Annotated in this window: 12 protein-coding genes, 1 tRNA gene and 1 pseudogene; 6 read left to right on the top strand and 8 right to left on the bottom strand. The window is 59.4% G+C overall.

What is annotated here, in order from left to right:
* The first annotated feature begins 157 nt into the window (after positions 1-157).
* From H6B30_RS12510 to H6B30_RS12495, 4 genes are all read left to right on the top strand, one after another.
* Positions 158-679, top strand: coding sequence for a GFO_1088 family ECF-type sigma factor (locus H6B30_RS12510; RefSeq protein WP_205111092.1), 522 nt, complete (start codon positions 158-160; stop codon positions 677-679).
* Positions 669-1,196, top strand: coding sequence for a PG0215 family putative anti-sigma factor (locus H6B30_RS12505; protein ID WP_205111090.1), 528 nt, complete (start codon positions 669-671; stop codon positions 1,194-1,196). Before H6B30_RS12510 ends, H6B30_RS12505 begins: the two co-directional genes overlap by 11 nt.
* Positions 1,193-1,702 (top strand): DUF4252 domain-containing protein, encoded by a 510-nt coding sequence (locus tag H6B30_RS12500; protein ID WP_205111088.1) that lies wholly within the window; start codon positions 1,193-1,195, stop codon positions 1,700-1,702. Before H6B30_RS12505 ends, H6B30_RS12500 begins: the two co-directional genes overlap by 4 nt.
* 319 nt (positions 1,703-2,021) lie before the next feature.
* Positions 2,022-3,227, top strand: coding sequence for a helix-turn-helix domain-containing protein (locus tag H6B30_RS12495; RefSeq protein ID WP_205111086.1), 1,206 nt, complete (start codon positions 2,022-2,024; stop codon positions 3,225-3,227).
* An 86-nt stretch (positions 3,228-3,313) separates the two neighbouring features.
* Here the strand turns inward: H6B30_RS12495 and H6B30_RS12490 are convergent, their stop codons facing one another.
* Positions 3,314-3,913 (bottom strand): hypothetical protein, encoded by a 600-nt coding sequence (locus H6B30_RS12490; protein ID WP_205111084.1) that lies wholly within the window; start codon positions 3,911-3,913, stop codon positions 3,314-3,316.
* A gap of 576 nt (positions 3,914-4,489) precedes the next feature.
* Positions 4,490-5,662 (bottom strand): MFS transporter, encoded by a 1,173-nt coding sequence (locus H6B30_RS12485; protein WP_205111082.1) that lies wholly within the window; start codon positions 5,660-5,662, stop codon positions 4,490-4,492.
* 527 nt (positions 5,663-6,189) lie between these two features.
* Here H6B30_RS12485 and H6B30_RS12480 point away from each other — a divergent pair.
* The gene (locus H6B30_RS12480; protein ID WP_205111080.1) at positions 6,190-6,348 is read left to right on the top strand and encodes a hypothetical protein; all 159 of its coding nucleotides are present in this window, start codon (positions 6,190-6,192) and stop codon (positions 6,346-6,348) included.
* Between the two features lie 421 nt (positions 6,349-6,769).
* Here the strand turns inward: H6B30_RS12480 and H6B30_RS12475 are convergent, their stop codons facing one another.
* The 3 genes from H6B30_RS12475 to H6B30_RS12465 all read right to left on the bottom strand — a co-directional run bounded on the left by H6B30_RS12475 (position 6,770) and on the right by H6B30_RS12465 (position 11,850).
* The gene (locus H6B30_RS12475; RefSeq protein WP_205111078.1) at positions 6,770-8,884 is read right to left on the bottom strand and encodes a S46 family peptidase; all 2,115 of its coding nucleotides are present in this window, start codon (positions 8,882-8,884) and stop codon (positions 6,770-6,772) included.
* Between the two features lie 6 nt (positions 8,885-8,890).
* On the bottom strand, positions 8,891-10,390 hold the full coding sequence (locus tag H6B30_RS12470; RefSeq protein ID WP_205111076.1) for an oligosaccharide flippase family protein: 1,500 nt from the start codon (positions 10,388-10,390) through the stop codon (positions 8,891-8,893).
* A 230-nt stretch (positions 10,391-10,620) separates the two neighbouring features.
* On the bottom strand, positions 10,621-11,850 hold the full coding sequence (locus H6B30_RS12465) for a nucleoside recognition domain-containing protein (protein WP_205111074.1): 1,230 nt from the start codon (positions 11,848-11,850) through the stop codon (positions 10,621-10,623).
* Positions 11,851-13,087: 1,237 nt separating this feature from the next.
* Between H6B30_RS12465 and H6B30_RS12460 the strand changes: the two genes are divergently transcribed.
* A tRNA-Arg gene (locus H6B30_RS12460) sits at positions 13,088-13,161 on the top strand.
* Positions 13,162-13,288: 127 nt separating this feature from the next.
* On the opposite strand, the gene H6B30_RS12455 is transcribed toward H6B30_RS12460, so the two are convergent.
* The 3 genes and pseudogenes from H6B30_RS12455 to H6B30_RS12445 form a co-directional block, all read right to left on the bottom strand.
* Complete coding sequence (locus H6B30_RS12455; RefSeq protein ID WP_205111072.1) at positions 13,289-13,771, bottom strand: DUF4625 domain-containing protein; 483 nt, start codon at positions 13,769-13,771, stop codon at positions 13,289-13,291.
* Positions 13,772-13,828: 57 nt separating this feature from the next.
* Positions 13,829-14,590, bottom strand: a complete 762-nt coding sequence (locus H6B30_RS12450) for a DUF4625 domain-containing protein (protein ID WP_205111070.1) — start codon at positions 14,588-14,590, stop codon at positions 13,829-13,831.
* A gap of 223 nt (positions 14,591-14,813) precedes the next feature.
* A pseudogene (locus H6B30_RS12445) lies at positions 14,814-15,086 on the bottom strand (TonB-dependent receptor); the annotation flags it as partial.

The following is a 15,086-nucleotide window of genomic DNA, read 5'->3' as shown; positions in this document are numbered from 1 at the left end:
CTAACTCCATTCTACACAAAAACCATTGTCTTAACTCCTTTACTTCCTAACTCCTTAACTCCCAAACAAAATATACACCGCGCAAAAAGACAACATAAAAAAAAATTGCCCCGGCGTGTAACATTTCCCCCGCACAATCGTCTACAGTATAGAGAGGATGAAAGAAATAAGTTTTCGGAACGACGTCTTGCCGCTGAAGAACGAACTCTTCCGGCTCGCTCTCCGCATTACTCTCAATAACGCGGAGGCAGAAGACGTTGTGCAAGAAACGATGATAAAAGTGTGGAACCGCCGCGACGAATGGCACGCCATAGAGTCGATGGAAGCCTTCTGCCTCACCGTTTGCCGCAACCTGGCCCTCGACAAGAACAAGAAGATGGCAAGCCAGGGCCGCAGCATGGACGACACCCCGGGCGCAGAGCCCACCGACGACTCCACCGCCTCGAACCCCGAGCGCAAGGCCATGCTCACCGACAGCGTGAGCCTGGTGAGGCGCCTGATAGACAGCCTGCCCGAAGCGCAGCGCAGCGTGATGCAGCTACGCGACATAGAGGGCAAGAGCTACAAGGAAATAGCCACCGTGCTTGGCATCAGCGAAGACCGCGTGAAGGTGACGCTCTTCCGCGCACGGCAGGCGATAAGACAACGATTCAACGAAACAGAAAGATATGGACTATAAGTACATCGAACAGTTGATAGAGCGCTACTGGCAATGCCAGACCTCTCTTGAAGAGGAGCAGATACTGCGCGCCTTCTTCAGCCAAGAGCAAGTGCCGGAGAACCTCCGCCGCTACGCGCCGCTGTTCGCCTACAGCCGCGCGGCCAGCCAAGAGCAGTTGCCCGGCGACGACTTTGACTCCAGGATTCTGGCCATGACCGAAGACAGGCCCGCACCCGTCAGGGCCCGCACCGTGACCATGCGCAGCAGGCTCATGCCCCTGTTCAAGGCTGCCGCCGTGGTGGCCATCATAGTCACCATAGGCAACGCGGCGCGCTTCTCCGCCGGGCACGACGCCGCCAAGGACGACATCAACTATGCCGGCTACAAAGACACATACACCGACCCCGCCGTGGCCTACGACGAGATGGAAAACGCCCTGCAGCTTGTCTCCGAGGGCATCAGCAGCGCTGCGGCAGCCGACACCGCAAGCAAAGCCGCGCCGGCAGCCGGGGCCGACTCAACACTGAAGCGATGAGACGCCTGCTATGCTACATAGCCGCAATGGTCGCCACAGTGGCGGCAGCGGCGCAGACCAGCCTCGACTTCGCATCGAAGTTCATGCAGCTCTGCACCGAGGACACGGCCGTACACTGCGTGACGATAAGCCCATCGATGATGGAGCAGCTCACCAAGCAGCCCGGGGCAGCGCGCGACGAGGCCATGGCCGAGGCCATAGAGAAGCTCAAGAGCGCACGCATAATAACGGCAAGCGTACACGGGGCCGACTACTACAAGAGGGCCGAGAGCCTGCTCAAGGACAACCCGCAGCGCTTCCGCCACGCCCAAGACTACCGCAGCGCCCACGCCTACGGCACGTTCTACGTGAGGCAGACAACCAGCGGCGACACCGTAGAGCTGGTGATGATACACACAGACACCAAGGCCGGCAGCATGGTCATAGTCAACCTGACGGGCGACATAGACCGCGACTTCATAAGAAGCCTGACAAAGAGCATCGCCGGGCGAACGGCACGGGCCTGACAAACAAGACATTTCTATGCTTTCTCATATAATAATCATGTTTAGTTAAAACAAAAAAAGAAACTGTGAAGTTTCGATTCTCTCAAATTTTTCAAACATACTAACGTTGACGCGGGGCCGCCTGGGAACCATCCCAAGGCGGCCCCGGTCTGTTGTGGCGCCGCCACGGGCCTCGGGGGCGGCCGGACAGCCCATGCGCCACGCCACCGGCGAAAGCCGGCCACAGGCCCGCAAAATGGCGCCGGAGACAAGAAAAATGGATGCGCAATGCAAAAACACAGGCAGCCGACGCAATAAATGCGGATAAAAATGGCTACATTTGCAGGCAAAAGCCCCAACCACGGCCCAACGCCGCGCCACGCGCCGCAGGGCCACAAGCACCGAAGGCAAGGGCCGCGGGGGCGGAAACAAACCTAAGACAACACAGAAGCACATGCCACAACTGAGCCTGACCGCATTCTTCAACGGCGTGTCGACGGCCTATTTCGCAATAAACGCCTGCCAACTGCTGGCCAGGCGGCAGCGCACGCGCCTGCAGACGCTGCTCGGAGCCATCTGCGCCTACTGGGCACTGACCACGGCCAAAGACCTGGCGGCGCTGCTGCCATACGCCTATACGCCGCGCATGCTCGACGCAATACAGGTGGCCGACGGGTGGAGCGCCATCACCTTTGCCTGCCTGCTGTTCGAGCTGACCACGCCGGGATGGGTCAACGCCCGAAGGGTGGCGCTCACGGCACTGCCCTTCGCCCTGCTGACGGCCCTCTATACGGCCATGCCGTCGCACACCATGGCCACCGTCTACATGGCTTTCCTGGCCCTGTTCGGGGCCACGGTGCTAAGGATTGGCTACGCAAGGGCCGAGATTTACACGGCCTATCTCTACACCAACTTCTCTGACATAGACAACATGGACATATCGTGGCTCAGGAAACTGTATGTGGCGGGCTTCGCCTACATGCTTCTCTGGGTGGTGGTGTCGGTGGTGAGGCACCCCGCCGCCGACTCGCTGATATACCTGGCGGGCATAGCCTTCTGGCAGCTCACCATACACTTCTGCGACAGGCTGAGGCCCGTGGCGCCCGAACCCTACGACGACGGGGCCGACATCAAGGCCGCCCCAAACCCTCGCGACTTCACCTTTGCAGGCCGGATGGAGAGCATGGTGGAAAACGACAGGCTGTATCTCGACCCGAAACTGTCGCTCGGACAACTGGCCGAGAGGCTCGGCACCAACCGCACTTACCTCAGCCAATACTTCAACGAGGTGAAGGGGGTGACGTTTTACGACTACATCAACGCCATGCGCATAAACAAGAAAAGCGTACCCCTGATGCAAGAGCACCCGGAGTACACCCTGGATTACGTGGCGCAGCAAAGCGGCTTCAACTCGCTGTCAACCTTCAGGAGGGCCTTCCGCAAGTACACCGGCACCACGCCTGGCTGCTATGCGCCCCCCGAAAGCCCGGCAACAGACAACGGCGACAGTGGCGCCGCGCCGATGGAACGGGCCGAAAACGGCTGAAATGCGCCCCAAACATACGGTTTTGCCGGCGGCGGCACACCCCCGCGGGCGTGCCGCACAGGGCCCGACGGCAGCCGGGGCGGCCGTCATTGCGGCTCGGCATCCCATACCACGGGCACATTCTTGAACGTTATCATGCCCTTGGCCTGCTGGTCGATGAACGCCCCGACCTTGATAATCTGCATCTGCCTGACCGACCTCGGCACGTCGCGGTAGTGGGCGTCGGCATCGTCGAGGGCCACCCTGACAGCCACACCCTCGGTCAGCGGCTTGCGAAACTGGCCGTCAGTGCCCGTCAGATACTGGTTGCCGTCTTGGTCTACGGCCATCGACTTCACGTTGTCTACAGCCCCGCCGAGCCCCACAGAGGCCTTGTTGGCCAACATCTTGATCTTGAACACAAGGTAGACCGTGCCGTAATTCTCAGACGTGCTTCTGCCGTAGGCACCCACAAGCTCTACGTCCATCACCGAAGCGAGCGGGTTGATCATGGTGCCGCCCGACGCAACGGGCACCTCGCGGCCCTCGGCGGCCTCCTGGCCGGTAAACTGCCCCACCACCTTGTCTACTGCCTCAATACCCTGCTTGGCCTTCTTCAGTATGTCGCCAAGCTGGGCGCAGGCCGGCTGGCTGCCGGCCAGCGCCATCGCCGCACACACGGCGAGCGTCTTCATCCTGCTTTTCATTTTCCTCTTCTTTTTACGGTTGCGTACTCAATAATATGTAGTTATCATTTCCCTATGGGCAGCTTGACTTATGCAAAGGCAATGCAAACGAGAGCATTGTGGAACACCCGATAAACATAGTGGGCTTTTAGGAGTTAAGGAGTTAGGGAGTAAAGGAGTTAAGACAATAGTATTCGACTGTCTTACCGCAACACTTTCCCCATGCTCCCAGAGCTCCAATGTTTCCATAGCTATTGTCTGTACCCCTGCCTGCTGTCTACCGCCACCTAAATATACCCTAAACTATTGTCTGTACTCCTGTACTCCTGCACTCCTGCATACTGTAGCAAATGTCTGAACTCCTGAACTCCTGTACTCCTGAACTCCTAATAAGCCTCCTGGATTTATCTGGTGAGCCGGCATTGTGAGCTCGCTCACTGATTGCCGAGTGCAGCTTGACTTATGCAAAGATAAGCCAAAATGCGGAAAAAGCCGAACCCTGAGGCCCGGCGCACAAGTCAATGGATAAAAAGAAGAGGTCAATTAGTAAAAAACGGGGCATGAGGCGCAAAAAAGCCCCATTCCATCGGCACGCCGTCAGTAGCGCGAACAGAGCGTTACCACGAGCGAGGCAGCAGCCAGCAGGGCGCCGACGGCACACACACCGTCCCATCCGGCCATGTTCCAGCCCAATGCCGACAGCATGGTGCCCATGGCCCCGCCCACGAAATAGGTGGTCATGAAGATGGTGTTGGCGCGGTTTGCCGCGTCGGGCACCTCTATCATGCACGCGCTCTGGTTTGACAGTTGCAGGCACTGCAGCCCGATGTCTATAAGAATGATGGCCACCACAAGGCCCGCATAGGTGCCGTCGAAGCCCCAGGCCACAGCCCACGCCCCCATCAAGACCACCGCCCCGGCCACGCTGAAGCGGCGAACGCCGAAGCGGCCTACCAACCGCCCCATGCCGCCGGCAACCATGGCGCCTGCCACGCCGCACAGGCCGAGGGCCCCCACGGCGTCGGCACCGGCGCAGAATGGCTCGGCCGCCAGCCTGAAAGCCATGCACGACCACACCGACAGCATCGACCCGAAGCCCAGGGCGGCCCGCACCGAGCACACGCGTATGCGCCCGCTACCGGCCACCATGCGCCCCACGCTGGCCATGAGCTGGGCCCACGAGCCGCTGAAGTTGGGCTTCATGGCGGGCATCATGGCCAGTATGACCGCAAGCGAGGCCACCATGGCCACCGAAGCCACGGCAAACATGGTGCGCCACCCGAGCCATTGGCCCACCATGCCGCTGACCACCCGCGAGGCCAGAATGCCGCACAGCAGTCCGCTGAGCACGCACCCTATGTTGCGGGCCTTGTCGGCCGGGCGCGAATACTGGCCAGCCATGGGCATGAACAGCTGCGGCACCACCGAGCAGGCGCCCATCACGAGCGACGCCGCCCACAGCACCCATGCCTCGGTGGCGGTGGCAATGGCGGCCGTCATCAGCGCCGCCCCCACCATGCACGTCACTATGATGCGCCGCCGCGACCACAGGTCGCCCAGCGGGATGATGAGGCACAGGCCCATGGCATAGCCTGCCTGGGTTACCACGGTGACCATGTTGGCCTCTACCTCGCCCATGCCAATGTCGGCACGCATCAGCTCGAGCAGCGGCTGGTTGTAGTACAGGTTGGCCACGGTGAGCCCCGCCATGGCTGCCATCATGAACAAAAGGCGTCGGGGGATGCCTTTGTCTGGCTGCAGTTCTATCATGTAGCGTTATGTTTTCTTTTCATCATATAAGCGGCGCTCGGCAATTCGCAAGCAAACTTGCATTGCTCTGGCTTGCATTGTCTTTTCATAAAACAAGCGGCGCTCGGCAATTCGCAAGCAAACTTGCATTGCTCTCGCTTGCATTGTCTTTGCCGTGACAGCCCGACGAGGCAGGCGCGGGGCTGCCGCCACGGGCAGTTACGGCCTGCAAAGTTACGACATTTATCCCAAACGGGGCATCACAACCACCACCTATTACATTTTATCGGTGTGAAAACCGCCTGCCACTGCTGCCCGCAGGGCGGCATGTCGCCGAACAGAAGGCTGCCTACATGTGCCGTAATGCGGCTCATTGGCCGGCACGCCGGGCCGTTGTCGTTTTCCCCCGCCGGCCGCTTCCGTTGTCATTATAAAAAGTGTATATTTGCGAAGAGACAATCTTCAAATCGAACCGGGCAGATGTTGAAATTGAAAGGTTGATGCACCTGTCGATGAAACGTGCCGTATTGGCTTATGAAACAGGCCGTATGGCAGTGAAATACGGCCTGTTTCATGGCTCGGAATGGCACAGGAGCGAAAACGATGCCGACGGAGCAAGGCACAAGCCAAGCAACCACAGCAGCGGCGCGACAAGCCTACTGAAGGCCGCAGACATTAAGTATAACAAAAAAAATGATGTGCGATGAAGAAGTTTTTGATAAACACAATGCTCTTGTTGATTATCTGCTGGGTGTTCAATGCCGCCGAATGCCTGCTGACACCCCCGCATTAACTCAGCCTCAAGGACATAGTGACCTTGCAGAGCTTTGCATTTTCCATACTTACGATAATGGCATTGAATTATGTAAACAAAGAAAAAGAATAGGTAAAACCAGCACCGTTGGCCATGTGGCCGCTTTTGCAGCCGCGCCTTGCCACGGCAACAGCCTTTGGGGGCGAGCCTCCGCCATGCCTATTGACGCTTGGCCAGGCGCCAAAGCCTTGCCCGCCAAGAGCCGCCGCCGCGGCCTCGGTGCCACGCCGGGCTGCCAACGGCCCGGAGGAAACGCAAGCGGGGAGAGCCATCAGGCCCTCCCCGCATGTTTACACATAGGCAGCGTCGGCGCGTCACTTGCGGAACATCTCCTCAAGCAGGCGGTCGGCGTGGCCCCACTTGTCCATCATGTAGATGACATAGCGTATGTCTACGCCAATGCAGCGGGCCAGGCGGGAGTCGAAGAAAATGTCGCTCGACAGGCTGTCCCAGTTGCCGTCGAAGGCCAGTCCGATGAGTCGGCCCTTGCCGTCGAACATCGGCGAGCCGCTGTTGCCGCCCGTTATGTCGTTGTTGGTGAGGAAGCAGAGCTGCATCTTGCCCGTGGCCTTGTCGGTGTAGCGGCCGAAGTCGGAGGCCGACATGAGCTGCTGCATCACCGGCTCGGCAAAGTAGTCGGGCTGCACGGCGCTCTTCTTCATCTTCTCGACTATGCTCTCGGCCGTGGTGTAGTAGCCCGAGGGCTTGCCTCCGAGCGTGAACCCGCCCACCTGGCCGTAGCTAAGCCGCATCGTGAAGTTGGCGTCGCTGTAGTTGGGCATGTCTTGCTCCATGCGCAGCTTGGCCGCGCAGAGGTAGCGCTCCTGCTCGTCGATGGAGTCCATGATGGCTTGCAACGGGGCGGTGAGGTCGCCCATCACGGCCGTTATGTCGAGGCCCATCTTCACGCCGGGATCTTTCATGAACGACTTCTTGTTGATGTAAATCTTCTGCCCGGGCTTCATCAGCACGGAGTTGGCCCACACGTAGTCCACATACTTGCGGCAGTCGCCGGCATAGTCGGCGTCGATGGTCTTGTAGAAGTCGGGCAGGTACTTGGCCGGCACCTGCTTGCGGTAGTTGTCGAGCAGCACGGCAAACATCTCCTTGTCGGTGGCCTCGTCCCAGTGCTCGCTGTTGTCTTCAAACTCAACGTACTGTTTCTTCTTGCTCTTCTTCGGGCCCTTCACCTCCATGCCGTTGTGCACGCGTATGGCCCGGGCCGCCAGCTCGCTCGTGCCGTAGAAAGTCTCGCCGAAGAACGTGCGCGACTTCACCAGGTCGAAGCACCCGTCGTAGATGCGCTTCAGCTCGTCGAAGTCGAGCTTGCCCTTGAGGTAGCCCGTTGAGTCGACGTAGGCGCGCACCTTGCGCTCGAAGGCGGCCTTCTGCGCAATCAGCCCTATGCTGTCGATGCACTTGTTCATGCCCAGTGAGTTTTTCCAGTAGTTGGAGCTCGAGGCGTATGCCGTCTCATACTTTATGCGCACGGCGTCGCTCTGCCTCATGTGGCGCATCATCACTTCCTGCTTCACGCCCCTCACCTGTGCCCTCGGTGCGTTGCGCGCATCGCGCCGCTCGCGTATGCCGTACGACGAGAGGTAGCGGCTGGTAGAGCCCGGGTAGCCTATGGTCATGGAGAAGTCGCCCTCCTTGTAGCCGTCGAGCGACACCGGCGCCCACGATGCCGGGTGGTAGGGCACGTTGTCCTTGCTGTATTCGGCGGGGCCGTTGGTCTTCGGGTCGGCATATATGCGGAACACGGAGAAGTCGCACGTCTGCCTGGGCCACATCCAGTTGTCGGTCTCTCCGCCAAACTTGCCCATCGACTTAGGCACGGTGAACACCAGGCGCACGTCGCGGAAGTCGCGGTATGTGGTGGCGTAGTACTTGTTGCCCTCGTAGAACGGCTTTATCTCGAGGCGCAGCGTAGAGTCTTTCTGCTTCACCTCCTTCGACCATGCGTTCTCGAGCGAGTCGACAAAGTCGGCCTGCCTCGACGGCTTCATGTCGTAGATGCCCATCTGGCTGAGCCTGTCGGTGACGTCTTTCTGCTCGACCATGAAGCTCACGAAGAGGTCTTCGTTGGGCAGCTCGTCGGCATACGTCTTGGCGAAGAATCCGTTTTTCATGTAGTCGTGCTCCACTGTGGAGTGGGCGTTGATGGCCCCGAAGCCGCAGTGGTGGTTGGTGAACACAAGCCCGTCGGGCGATACGACCACGCCGGAGCAGAAGCCCCCGAAGTTGAGCACCACGTTCTTGATGGCGTCGGGGCCCGCGTAGAGGCCGTCGTAGGGCACGGAGAAGCCGTAGCCCTGCATCTGGTTGTAGACAGCCTGTGGCAGGTCGTAGAGCGTCCACATGCCTTCGTCGGCATGGACGGCCGCGGCCGAAAGCACCGCAGCGATAAGCAATGTTGACTTTTTCATGATTGTTTATTTATTGTCTTGGGTATTGTCGTTGTCGGTTTCCTTGCCGCGGGCAAGCCTCCGGCCCACCACGGGCAGCGCCCCGAGGGGCAGGTCGCGCCAAATGGTGTAGGCCACGAACACGGCTATGAGCGCCGTGTTCACCGCCAGGGCTGCCGCCAGGGGCAGCCGGGCGTTGGCCTGGGCCATGCCGGCGTAGAGCACGGCCGCCAGGGCCACGTATGAGAAGATGCGGCCCAGGGGATAGCTGATGGGGTAATAGCGCTGGCCTACGAAGAAACTGAGCAGCATGGCCGTGGCGTAGCCCGCCACCCCGGCCCACGCGCAGGCCATGTAGCCGTAGCGCGGCACGAAGACCACGTTGACGGCGATGAGCACCACGCAGCCCGCCCCCGAGAACCAGGCCCCCCACACGGTGCGGTCGGTGAGCTTGTACCAGAACGACAGGTTGAAGTAAATGCCCATCATTATCTCGGCAGCCATCACTATGGGCACCACGCGCAGCCCGCCCCAGTAGTCGCGGGCTATGATGAACTTGAGCAGCCCTATGTATCCCACGACCACGAGGAAGGCCATCAGCGTGAATATCACGAAGAACTTCATGGCCCGGGCGTAGGTGTCGCGGTTGTCGCTGTCGCGCGACTTGCCGAACACGAAGGGCTCGTAGGCATAGCGGAAGGCCTGGGTTATCATGGCCATGACCATGGCCACCTTCGACGCGGCGCCGTAGATGCCCAGCTGCTGGTGGGCGTCGGGGGCGTCGTAGATGTATGGGAAGAGTATCTTGTCGGCCGTCTGGTTGAGTATGCCGGCAATGCCCAGCACGAGCACCGGCCATCCGTAGGACAGCATGCGGCCCATCAGGCGGCGGTCGAACACATAGCCGAAGCCGGTGAGCTCGCGGCGGAAGCACAGCGTTATGCTGGCCGTGCAGGCCAGGTTGATGTAGAAGGCGTAGCCAACGTCGGTGGGCCTGCCCGTGATGTGGGGCAGGGCGATGAAGCAAAACAGGTTGAGGGCTATGTTAACCACGATGAAGAGCAGCTTGAGGGCCGCAAACTTTACGGGGCGCTTCATGTACCTGAGGTAGGCGAACGGTATGCACTGGAAGGCGTCGATGGCCACGGTCATGGCCATCACCCACACGTACGACGGATGGTCGGCGTAGCCCATGAAGGCCGACAGCGGCCCGATGAAGGCCAGCACCAGCGCCACGAAGGCGGCCGAGGTGGCTCCCACGCTTATGAGGATGGTGGAGTAGACGCGCTGTGGGTCTTCGCCCTCTTTGTTGGCAAAGCGGAAGAAGGTGGTCTCCATGCCGTAGGTGAGTATGACAAGCAACAGGGCCGTGTAGGCATACATGTTGGTTATCACACCGTAACCGCCGCTCTCGGCCGACAGCTTGGCTGTGTAGAGTGGCACGAGCAGGTAGTTGAGAAACCTACCAACTATGCTCGACAGTCCGTAGATGGCCGTATCCTTGGCCAATGACTTTAAGTTTGCCATACTTTTTCTATATTCTTGAGAATGCAGGAGTCAGGAGCACGGGAGTGCAGACATTTGCATCGGAATGCAGGAGTGCAGGAGTACGGGAGTGCAGACATTTGCATCGGAATGCAGGGGCCTGGAGTGCGGGAGTGCAGACATTAGTCTTTCCCACAACCTTCTGTTGACACCGCGCAGCCCTTTCTTAATCCTTAATTCTTAATACTTAATACTTAATTCAATCCTTAATTCTAAAAGAACATGTAGCACACACCTATGGCGGCTACGACACCGGCCAGGTCGGCCAGCAGCCCGCACGCCACGGCATGGCGGGTGTAGCGTATGCCAACGCTGCCGAAGTAAACGGCGAGGATGTAAAACGTGGTGTCGGTAGAGCCCTGGAATATGCAGCTCAGCCTGCCCACAAACGAGTCGGGGCCGTAGGTGGCCATGGCGTCAACCATCATGCCCCGCGCCCCGCTGCCCGACAGGGGTTTCATGAGCGCCGTGGGCAGTGCCCCCACAAAGTCGCTGTTGCCTCCGCAGGCCTCGACGGCCCATCTCACGCCGCCCACAATCATGTCCATGGCCCCCGAGGCACGGAACACGCCGATGCCCACGAGTATGGCCACGAGGTAGGGAATGATGCGCACGGCGGTGGTAAAGCCCTCCTTGGCTCCCTCGATGAAGGCGTCGTAGACGTTGACCCGCCTACGCATGCCGGCCAGTATGAACGCCACGATGATGGTCATCAGCAGTATGTTGGCCACGCTTGTGCTCACAAGGTTCATCCGGTCTTTGTCCATCTGGCCGAAACCCCATATCACCGCGGCCACGGCCACGCACATGCCGCCAAGCGTGAGCAGCAGCGTGCGGTTGAGCAGGTTGATGCGCTGGTAGATGCTGGTGGCCACAATGCCCGCCAGGGTTGAGAAGAACGTGGCCAGGAGTATGGGTATGAACACGTCGGTGGGCTGCCCGGCACCCATCTGCGCGCGGTAGACGAGTATGCTCACGGGTATGATGGTGAGCCCGCTCGTGTTGAGCACGAGGAACATTATCATGGGGTTGGTGGCCGTGTCCTTGCGCGGGTTGAGCCCCTGCAGCTGCTCCATGGCCCTCAGGCCCAGCGGTGTGGCGGCGTTGTCGAGGCCAAGCATGTTGGCGGCAATGTTCATGAAGATGCTGCCGGTGGCCGGGTGGCCCTTGGGTATGTCGGGAAACAGGCGCGTGAACACAGGGCTGAGCAACCGCGACAGCGCGTCAACCACTCCGCCACGCTCGCCTATCTTCATGATGCCGAGCCAGAGCGAGAGCACGCCCGTGAGCCCGAGAGATATCTCGAAGGCTGTCTTCGACGAGGCGAACGTGGAGTCGATCATGGCGGGAAACACGCCGGTGTCGCCCATCAGAACCAGTTTCACCACGCCGATGGCGAAGGCTATGACGAAGAACGATATCCAGATATAGTTTAAAACCATTGCTCTATTCTTTTTTTATTAGGAGTTCAGGAGTTCAGGAGTACAGGAGTTCAGACATTTGCAACAGTATGCAGGAGTTCAGGAGTACAGGAGTTCAGACATTTGCAACAGTATGCAGGAGTGCAGGAGTACTGGAGTGCAGACATTTGCAACAGTATGCTGGAGTGCAGGAGTACGGGAGTGCAGACATTTGCATCGGTATGCAGGAGTGCAGGAGTACTGGAGTGCAGACATTTGCAACTGCATGCAGGAGTGCAGGAGTACTGGAGTGCAGACATTTGCAACTGCATGCAGGAGTGCAGGAGTACTGGAGTGCAGACATTTGCAACTGCATGCAGGAGTGCAGGAGTACTGGAGTGCAGACATTTGCAACTGCATGCAGGAGTGCAGGAGTACTGGAGTGCAGACATTTGCAACAGTATGCTGGAGTGCCGAGGCGCAGACATCAGCATCTGTATGCAGGAGTACCGGAGTACGGGAGTGCAGACATTTGCCTTTTCCGTCGCCTTACGCTCACACCGCGCAGTCCTTTCTTAATCCTTAATCCTTTATTCTTAATAACTTGGATGCGCAGACATTTGCCCTTTCTACGGCATTCTGTTGTTACCGCGCAACCCTTTCTTAATCCTTAAATCCTTTATTCTTAATACTTAACCCTTAGCCTGGGGCAGCATCAGCCATTGCCAACGGCAACTTGCGGCATGGCGCAGCCCATTTTCACTTTTACCTTTTTTATTTATTATCTTTTCACTTTTTTACTTTTATACGTCTTGCAAAGATAGCCCAAAAAGACTAAACGGCAAAAAAAATGGACACAGACTTGACCTGAGGCGCAAAAAAAACGGAATCTGCCCACGGTCAAGAGGCGGGCTGCAACGCTGTTTGCGTTCACCAGAGTATGCGGGTGCACAACGGGCCGGGCGCCACCGGCCAATCCGGCCGTAGGCACAAAGCATCATGACCAAGGCCGCAGAGGCGGGCACACGGCAGCAAAGAAATACGCAAAGGGTGGCACATAGCCATGAGCAATGAAGCACGGAGACATAAAACAATGAAGCACGAAGCCATGGAAAAAGAGGCACGAAGCCATGCAAAACCGGGCACAGAGGGCAAAAAACAGGCTAAAACGCACTTTTTTTGAGTGCCGCGGCATTTTTTTTGCGAAAATGTTTGGCCATTCAAAAAAAACTGCGTACCTTTGCACCGCAATTCAGAAATGAGGCGCAAACAAAGCGTTGGCTCCGTAGCTCAACTGAATAGAGCATCTGACTACGGATCAGAAGGTTACGGGTTTGAATCCCATCGGAGTCACAACAAGCAAGGAGACGCATCCACAAGGATGCGTCTCCTTTTTTTCATTCCGCCCAACGGGCCTGCGCGGGTCGGCCCTCCGGCGCGCCGCCCTGGTGGCAGCATGGCCGGAAAGGCCGCCCGCTGGTCAGTAGGCACCGTCTGTAATCTTTATGCTCACGGCCTTAAGCTGCTGCCAGCCGGCCTTGTCGGTAACGCGCACCATGAAGTGGTAGTCGCCCGTGTCGATGTCGGCGGGTATGTCGATGTCTACCTTCGCCTCATAGCGGCGGCTTCCGTCGGGTATGGCGAACGACCGGTTGTATACCCATGGCCTCACGGGTTGCTTCTTTGGGTCGAAGTCGCAGTCGCCCGCCGATGTAGAGTGCGAATGATGGTCAAAGTTGTTGTGCACCTCGATGTTGTAGTTGCCGAGCTCCACATTGTCGGAAAACACATAGCGCACGGCCACCGTCTCGCCCCTGTGGTACACCTGGCAGTCGGCCGGCGAGGCCACCGCCCCACTGGCAATCACGGGTTTCTCGAGGTCGGCCCCGGCCTCGTCGGCGGCAGAGCATGCCGCCGCCATCAGCGCAGCGCATACTAAACGACATATATTCCTGGTTTTCATAACGTTTTGTTGTTGTGCCGCCGGCCCGCGCCAGCAGCGGCGCGGGCCGGCCGCGGTTCATTTCCTTGTCACTACAAGCCCCTCGGCCTCTTCGGTCACAGAGTTGCCTTCAGCGTCGGTGACGGTGAAGTGCAGGTGGTATTCGCCCGCCGGGGCGTCGGCCGGCACGGCAATGTGCTCGTGGAACATGGCGCTTGTCTTGCCCACATACTTGCCGGCAAACTCAAACGTCTTTTCGTATCCGGCGGCGCCGTTGTGCAGTTCCACCTCTATGGCCGCTATCCCGCTTGGCGCGTTCACCTCGGCCTCAAGGTGCAACTCGCCGCCGGCCACCGCCTTCATCGAGTTGTCCTTGCCCACCTCGACTATGCTTGCCGACAGCTTGCCTGCCGACGGTTCCCTGACGGTGAGCACGGCCGTGGCCGAAGCCGACTGCCCTGCCTTGTCGGTAACGGTCAGCACAAGCCTGTAGCGGCCCGCGGGCATGTCGACCGGTATGTCCACATGCTCGTGGAAGTCGGCGTTGCGCACACCCACATACTTGCCCTCGGCCCAGGCCGCGGCCAGCCGTGGCGCCTTGCCGCCCTCGGGGGTCAGGGTCATGTCTATGCGGGCTATGCCCCCCTCGGCTTCGGCCTCGGCCTCGAGGTGCAGGTCGGAGCCGGCCGTCACCTCGCCGCTGTTGCCCGCCCCCACTTCGGTGAGCTCCACCACAGGCTTTTTCACCTTGGCTGCGTCGTCGTCGTTGTCACACGAGGCCAGGCCAAACACTAACACGCTCAGCAGCATTGACGCTGCGAAAACTAAACTTTTCTTCATCTCTTTTCTTTTTTTGTGGATGCAATCCATCCGGTTAATAACTATGGTTGATTAGGGTTTTTGCATTCGTTGCAGCCCCGGCGGCGGACAACGCCCGCCCCCGGCCGCTCCCGGCGTGCCGTTTCGCACCGCCAAACGGGCTCGGCGGCCGTGCAGCGCGGGCCGTTAGGCAAGGCCGCGGGGGCCGTTTTGCAAACGGCTGTGGCCGAGCCACTTGCGCGGCTCACAGCGCCCACGAGGCCATGAGCGCAAAACTGCGCCCCGGCTCGGGCACGCCAATCAGGCGGTAGTAGCTGGTGTGGTCGTAGTAGCGGCTGCCCAGCAGGTTGTCGCAGCGCAGCGTGATGTGCAGGCTGTGGCCCGCCACCGCCACAGCCTGGCCCACGGCCACGTTGACCAGGCAATGGCCGGCGGTGGGCTCCTCGGGCGGCACCACCCGGCGCTGGGCGCCCACGGCCACAAACTCGGCCGAGGCATGGCCCCCGCCCGCCCGGCG

Origin of the sequence: Marseilla massiliensis (assembly GCF_016899955.1) — a bacterium.
GTDB lineage: Bacteria > Bacteroidota > Bacteroidia > Bacteroidales > Bacteroidaceae > Prevotella > Prevotella intestinigallinarum.
This window is presented reverse-complemented; position numbering and strand designations above follow the sequence as displayed.

Excerpts from the sequence above, each read along its gene's own strand:
- H6B30_RS12470 (WP_205111076.1), bottom strand. The coding sequence starts at position 10,390 with ATGGCAAACTTAAAGTCATTGGCCAAGGATACGGCCATCTACGGACTG.
- H6B30_RS12505 (WP_205111090.1), top strand. The coding sequence starts at position 669 with ATGGACTATAAGTACATCGAACAGTTGATAGAGCGCTACTGGCAATGC.
- H6B30_RS12475 (WP_205111078.1), bottom strand. The coding sequence starts at position 8,884 with ATGAAAAAGTCAACATTGCTTATCGCTGCGGTGCTTTCGGCCGCGGCC.
- H6B30_RS12490 (WP_205111084.1), bottom strand. The coding sequence starts at position 3,913 with ATGAAAAGCAGGATGAAGACGCTCGCCGTGTGTGCGGCGATGGCGCTG.
- H6B30_RS12455 (WP_205111072.1), bottom strand. The coding sequence starts at position 13,771 with ATGAAAACCAGGAATATATGTCGTTTAGTATGCGCTGCGCTGATGGCG.
- H6B30_RS12450 (WP_205111070.1), bottom strand. The coding sequence starts at position 14,590 with ATGAAGAAAAGTTTAGTTTTCGCAGCGTCAATGCTGCTGAGCGTGTTA.
- H6B30_RS12510 (WP_205111092.1), top strand. The coding sequence starts at position 158 with ATGAAAGAAATAAGTTTTCGGAACGACGTCTTGCCGCTGAAGAACGAA.
- H6B30_RS12465 (WP_205111074.1), bottom strand. The coding sequence starts at position 11,850 with ATGGTTTTAAACTATATCTGGATATCGTTCTTCGTCATAGCCTTCGCC.
- H6B30_RS12485 (WP_205111082.1), bottom strand. The coding sequence starts at position 5,662 with ATGATAGAACTGCAGCCAGACAAAGGCATCCCCCGACGCCTTTTGTTC.
- H6B30_RS12500 (WP_205111088.1), top strand. The coding sequence starts at position 1,193 with ATGAGACGCCTGCTATGCTACATAGCCGCAATGGTCGCCACAGTGGCG.
- H6B30_RS12480 (WP_205111080.1), top strand. The coding sequence starts at position 6,190 with ATGGCAGTGAAATACGGCCTGTTTCATGGCTCGGAATGGCACAGGAGC.